5 protein-coding genes and 1 pseudogene are annotated in these 5,779 nt (G+C 41.2%); 5 read left to right on the top strand and 1 reads right to left on the bottom strand.

The features are described 5' to 3' along the window. The first annotated feature begins 60 nt into the window (after nt 1-60). From AACX33_RS04195 to AACX33_RS04175, 5 genes are all read left to right on the top strand, one after another. On the top strand, nt 61-969 hold the full coding sequence (locus AACX33_RS04195) for an alpha/beta fold hydrolase (RefSeq protein WP_194003474.1): 909 nt from the start codon (nt 61-63) through the stop codon (nt 967-969). Nucleotides 970-1,345: 376 nt separating this feature from the next. Next, a complete protein-coding gene (locus tag AACX33_RS04190) occupies nt 1,346-2,317 on the top strand; it encodes a CobW family GTP-binding protein (protein WP_194003476.1) in 972 nt (323 codons plus the stop codon). An 82-nt stretch (nt 2,318-2,399) separates the two neighbouring features. Continuing rightward, the gene (locus AACX33_RS04185) at nt 2,400-3,461 is read left to right on the top strand and encodes a WD40 repeat domain-containing protein (RefSeq protein ID WP_194003478.1); all 1,062 of its coding nucleotides are present in this window, start codon (nt 2,400-2,402) and stop codon (nt 3,459-3,461) included. A gap of 77 nt (nt 3,462-3,538) precedes the next feature. Further along, nucleotides 3,539-3,811: a hypothetical protein gene (locus tag AACX33_RS04180; RefSeq protein WP_227789436.1), complete on the top strand. Its 273-nt coding sequence runs from the start codon at nt 3,539-3,541 to the stop codon at nt 3,809-3,811. A 477-nt stretch (nt 3,812-4,288) separates the two neighbouring features. Further along, nucleotides 4,289-5,281: a metal ABC transporter solute-binding protein, Zn/Mn family gene (locus AACX33_RS04175; protein ID WP_194003480.1), complete on the top strand. Its 993-nt coding sequence runs from the start codon at nt 4,289-4,291 to the stop codon at nt 5,279-5,281. 170 nt (nt 5,282-5,451) lie between these two features. Here the strand turns inward: AACX33_RS04175 and AACX33_RS04170 are convergent. Further along, nucleotides 5,452-5,779 (bottom strand): annotated as a pseudogene (locus AACX33_RS04170) (serine/threonine protein kinase); the annotation flags it as partial.

Raw genomic sequence — 5,779 nt, 5'->3', positions numbered from 1 at the left:
GGGCTGGGGGTGGGGTTCTTTTATTCCCATAAATTCCTATAACAACCAAAATTTAGCCTGATGTCAACCAATTTACGATCAACCTCTGATCCTGTAGGATTTGGTGGAACAGTTCAAGAATATACCTGGACTTGGGACAACCAACCATTACAGGTGATTTATGAAACCATCGGTACAGGTTCACCCCTGTTGCTCCTACCAGCCTTTAGTAGCGTTTCCATGCGTGCGGAAATGGGTGAACTGGCCAAATTACTGGCTCCCCACTTTCAAGTTACAGTTTTAGACTGGCCGGGATTTGGACAATCTTCTCGTCCGAGTTTAAATTACCGACCGGAAATATATCAGCAATTTCTGGAAGATTTTGTCAAAACTGTTTTTCATACTCCCATTACTGTAGTGGCGGCTGGTCATGCTTCTAGTTACGTCTTGCAACTAGCTGTGAAGCAGCCTGATATTTGGAAGCGGATTTTGTTACTAGCACCCACTTGGCGGGGTCCTTTACCCACTATGGGCGCAAATCCACGGATAGCAGAAATTGTTAAAGGATTAGTGCGATCGCCTATAGTAGGTCAAGCACTGTATAAACTCAACACCACACCATCCTTTTTAACTTGGATGTACCGCCGTCACGTCTTTACCGATGATGCTAAACTTACACCCAGCTTCATTGAGAAAAAATGGCAAACCACGCAAAAACCAGGAGCTAGATTTGCATCTGCGGCTTTTGTCACAGGGAAACTTGATGCTGTACGTCAGCAAACGGATTTTCTCACACTTGTGCAATCTTTGTCCGTACCCCTGATGGTAGTAATTGGCGAATCCAGTCCACCCAAGTCACGACAGGAAATGAACGCTTTAGCCGCATTACCAGGAGTAAGAAGCGTTATCGTTCCCGGTTCTCTGGGACTGTATGAAGAATACCCAGAAATTGTATTCACAGCAGTACAAGATTTTCTGTTATCTGCATAAAATCAGACTGCCATGCTTCTAAATATACAGTAGTTTACAATTTATCTGTGTTCATCTGTGTACCCTGCGGGTAGCCGCTACGCGTCTATATCTGTGGTCGATTATTCTTTCAAGTATAGTTGAAAATAAAAACGATAATAATTATGACTCTGATCGGGTGAGCAATCAAAGAATTGTGAAAAATTGCTGTCACCCTTAACTCAACACCTTTAATATTTACAACTTATTGCAGATGCATCAGCACAAAAGCATCTTTTGCTAAAACTGTGGGATTACCTCCTCAAACCTAATTACAGTCAATTCGCCACAATCATATAAAAAGAATTATTATGGGTGGTAATCATTATCTCAACTATCAAAAAAAGGCATTTAGACCATGTTGACTGAAGAAATTACGAATACAGTACCTGTAACTGTATTGACAGGCTACCTGGGTGCAGGCAAAACCACTCTCCTAAACCACATCCTCACCTACGAACATGGTAAAAAAGTAGCCGTAATTGTGAATGAATTTGGGGAAGTGGGTATTGATAATCAACTGATTATTGATGCAGATGAAGAAATTTTTGAGATGAACAATGGCTGCATTTGCTGTACAGTGCGTGGTGACTTAATTCGCATTGTGGGCAACTTAATGAAGCGGCGAGATAAGTTCGATCATTTAGTCATTGAAACCACTGGTTTAGCCGATCCAGCACCAGTAATTCAAACGTTTTTTGTAGATGAAGATATGCAAAGCCTACTGTCTTTAGATGCAGTAGTAACTGTTGTGGATGCCAAGCATATTTGGCAACACTGGGATGCAGACGAAGCACAAGAACAAATTGCTTTTGCTGATGTGATTCTCCTGAATAAAACTGATTTAGTCACGCCAGAACAGTTGCAGGAATTAGAAAAGCGGATTCGGAGTATGAATGCGATCGCTAAAATCTACCCTACCGAGAACGCCCAACTAGGAATGGATGCTTTATTGGGTGTGAAAGCCTTTGACTTAGCGCGGGCATTGGAAATTGATCCGGATTTCTTAGGTGAAGATGCTCACCAACATGATGAAAAAGTTTATTCTGTAGCTTTAGTAGAAAGTGGCGAACTAGACGGGCAAAAACTCAACTCTTGGCTTTCTGAGCTATTGCAGACCCAAGGGCAAGATATTTTCCGCATGAAAGGCATTTTAAATATTGCCGGAGAAGATAATCGATATGTATTCCAAGGTGTACATATGATATTAGATGGTAAACCTGATCGTCCTTGGAAAGAAAATGAAACTCGGAAAAATGAACTAGTTTTCATTGGTCGCAATCTTGATGAAGCCCAATTGAAGCAAGATTTTCTCGCTTGTTTCGTATGAACTAGCTAAAGACGCGATTCATCGCGTCTGCACAAGGAAAATTTTTTCCATTCCCGATGTCCTTTTTACATCTGCACAGATTATGAATCCCACAGCTAGCAAAACTAAGGAATTTGAAGAACATTATTCAGCGACGCTTTCCGATTATGTAACTGCGATCGCCTGGTCACCGCATGGTAAAACTTTAGTAGCCACCTCCGCATCTGGTGAAGTGGTACTGTGGCATGATGGCAACCTCACAACCTTACAGACTGGTAACGGTACATCAGTAGACTGTGTGGCTTTTTCCGCAGATGGCAAATTTTTCGCCGTTGGTGGACAAGATGGACAGGTAAAAATTTGGCAGGATACTGAATTAATTACCACATTAGAAAACGCCCCGGCATGGGTGGATAAACTAGCTTGGAGTCGTACCAGTAACCAACTAGCCTTTAGTTTAGGGCGTTACGTCCAAGTCTGGGATGCCGATACGAAGGAAGTTGTCGTCACCCTGAATTTTGATAAATCCTCAGTATTGGGAATTGATTGGCGTAGAGATGGGCAATACCTAGCCATTGGTGGCTATCAGGGAGTCAAGATTTGGGACAGCCAAAACTGGGATGAGGAACCATATCTTTTAGATATGGCTACTGTCAGTATAGCGATGGCTTGGTCACCCGATGGCAAATTCCTGGCTTCTGGCAACATGGATCGCAGTATCGCCGTCTTAGAATGGAACAATCCCGATCCTTGGGTGATGCGTGGTTTCCCTGGTAAAATCCGTCAATTAGCCTGGTCAGAAGCTACTACCAAAATGGGTGCGCCGATTTTGGCATCCTCCAGCGTTGAAGGTATCGTAGTTTGGGAAAAACTAGAAGATGAATCCTTGGGTTGGGAAGCACGAGTTTTAACTAATCATGTGGATATTATCACTGCGATCGCCTTTGCGCCTAACAGCTTCCTTCTCGCTTCCGCCGCTAGTGATGGCTGGCTGTGTTTGTGGAACAAAGCAAAACAAGTCACCCAAGTGCTGACAGGGGTTTCCGGGGGGTTTTCTAGCCTAGCTTGGCATCCTCAAGGTAAATTCCTCGCCGCAGGTGGTGACAAAGGCGAATTACTGGTTTGGTCTAAGGTAGCAAGAGGTCAAGGATTCGGACGTAGTTAACAATACAAACTCATGCACGTTGAAGGTAGTCAATTAATTGGCTATGCTGTATCAGAAATAGTATTTATCTGTGAATTATGAACATAGCCAAAATGATTTTGCTTGCCTGTCCTGTATTTATTGGATCTATACTACTGGTAGCAAATCCTGCACAGGCATCTAATCTTAAACCTGAATTCGCGTCACAAATGATTTCGGTAGCATCTACCCAACCCATGAGCGAATTAGTAACGCTTCATGCCACCAAAACATCTAACCCAATTATGGATCAACTTGGTTGTAATTGCGCGACTTGTTTTCAGTCTAAATTTGAAATGCTGCAAGGGAAATTTCCCTCTGTAGACTTTTAATTAAAACTACAGATAGTCTCAAGGCGCAGCATTGCTGTGTCCTTGATTATGTATTTTGCTTTTTAATTACCTCTGCTGACTTTGTTGATTGACAATTTATTTTAATTTTGAATTATGCTAACTTTTAGTTGAGCGTCATTTTAAGCCAAAAATATTTAAAGGTTTGTAGTCAGGACTTTAGTCCTGCAAATATCAATATACTCAAATTCCTGACTGTTTAAATAAGTCGGGAATTTTTCTGTTCATAACTCAATCAGAATGACACTTTGGGAAAGCAAACAAAAGTGGTATCAATTGGAACTATTTAACATAGTATAGTGAAGTATTTTGGAACAATCAAAGACAAATAAATGTCCATAATTTCTCAAGCTAGGGCTACAATTGCTTTAGATTCATTAGTCTGAGCAATAATCACCATCATCACCACAGCCACTATTTTTAAATGATTATCCTTTTCATACATTCAATTAGGAGTTGATGATGCTAAAAAAAATACTATCAAAGCATTCCTTACGAGCTACCTTAGCCGTCTTCACAATTGGATTTCTTGGCTGTGCAAATCAAACAGGAAGCACTTCATTCACTCAGACAACCACTAGGATAGACGAGAATCTTCCTCGTGTTGTCGCAACTACCAGCATACTTTGCGACTTAACTAGACAAGTAGCTGAAAATACAATTAACCTGATTTGCTTGGGTTCTCCTGGTAACGACTCCTACCTTTATCAACCCAGACCAGAAGACCGGGAAGCGATCGCACAAGCTGATATAATTCTCCACAGTGGCTACAATTTAAAACCAGAATTTAGCAAAATAGTGGCAGAAAGTCAAAATTCTGCACCCAAAATAGCTGTAAGTCAACTGGCGGTTTCTCAACCACAGCAATTTCAAGCATCTGGAAAAAATTTAACTAACCCTCATATTTGGCATAATCCTCAGAACACTATCAAAATGGTAGAGGTAATTAGCAAAAATTTGGAGAAATTAGCACCGGACAACGCCACATTATATAGTGGTAATGCCAAATTAATTAAAAATGAACTAACTCAACTCGATAGTTGGATAAAATCCCGAATAGAAACTATTCCTGCTAATCAACGCAAGTTAGCCACAACTAGTAATGTCCTAAATTATTACACTACAGCCTACAAAATTCCTTTAGTCGGGTTAAATGGTATCAGTAATCAAGTAAATCCCACAGATACACAAATACAAAATTGGGCGAAAACTATCCAGCAAGCGCAAGTACCAACAATATTTGCGGAGACAACAATTAACTCCGAATTAATTGAACCTGTGGCGACAAAGGCTAATGTCAGACTCTCCAAAAGGCAATTATATACTTATGGACTAGGTGAACCCGGAAGCGAAGCCGATACCTATCAGAAAATCATGGTTGCTAATACACGCACAATTGTAGAAGGTTTGGGAGGGACTTATCTAATCTTTGTACCGACAGTTGCTCAATGAAAAGAATGCTAGCAACTATATAGCAATCCTATCTGATTTGCTTTCCACCGCGAGGCTTAGATCCCTTTGGGTTCGTAACTGATTTAGGATTGTTATATTAGGATCAGAATGTATCAAGTTGCTTGAGAAAATCGGCTGAAGAATTTGTGGAATTACTGTAAAGTAAATGCTCATGGTTTGATGAGACGTTCCTCAGACTTACGGTATTTAGCAATTAGCTTGCGGCGTTGGAGGGGTGGATAAAGCAGCATAGTTGCTAAAGGTAATCCGGTTCCTGATAGTGCTAATAAAATGTAGGGATTTAGCAGTCCGATTATACAACCAATTCCAAAACTAATTCCTAATCCTGCTGTGAGTAGCAGCAACCGTCGAACAATTGACTTATGCTCAAAAGTGTAAATCATATTTTTAGCCACTATAACAGCCCCACCCATAGCCACCATAGCAGCCCCACTCATAGCCACACCCCCAGCACCAACCCCAGCCCCAACCATAGCC

Source organism: Nodularia sp. LEGE 04288 (assembly GCF_963896525.1).
Taxonomy (GTDB): Bacteria; Cyanobacteriota; Cyanobacteriia; order Cyanobacteriales; family Nostocaceae; genus Nodularia.
Note: the sequence above shows the minus strand (reverse complement) of the source record. Positions and strands in the feature narration are given on the sequence as shown.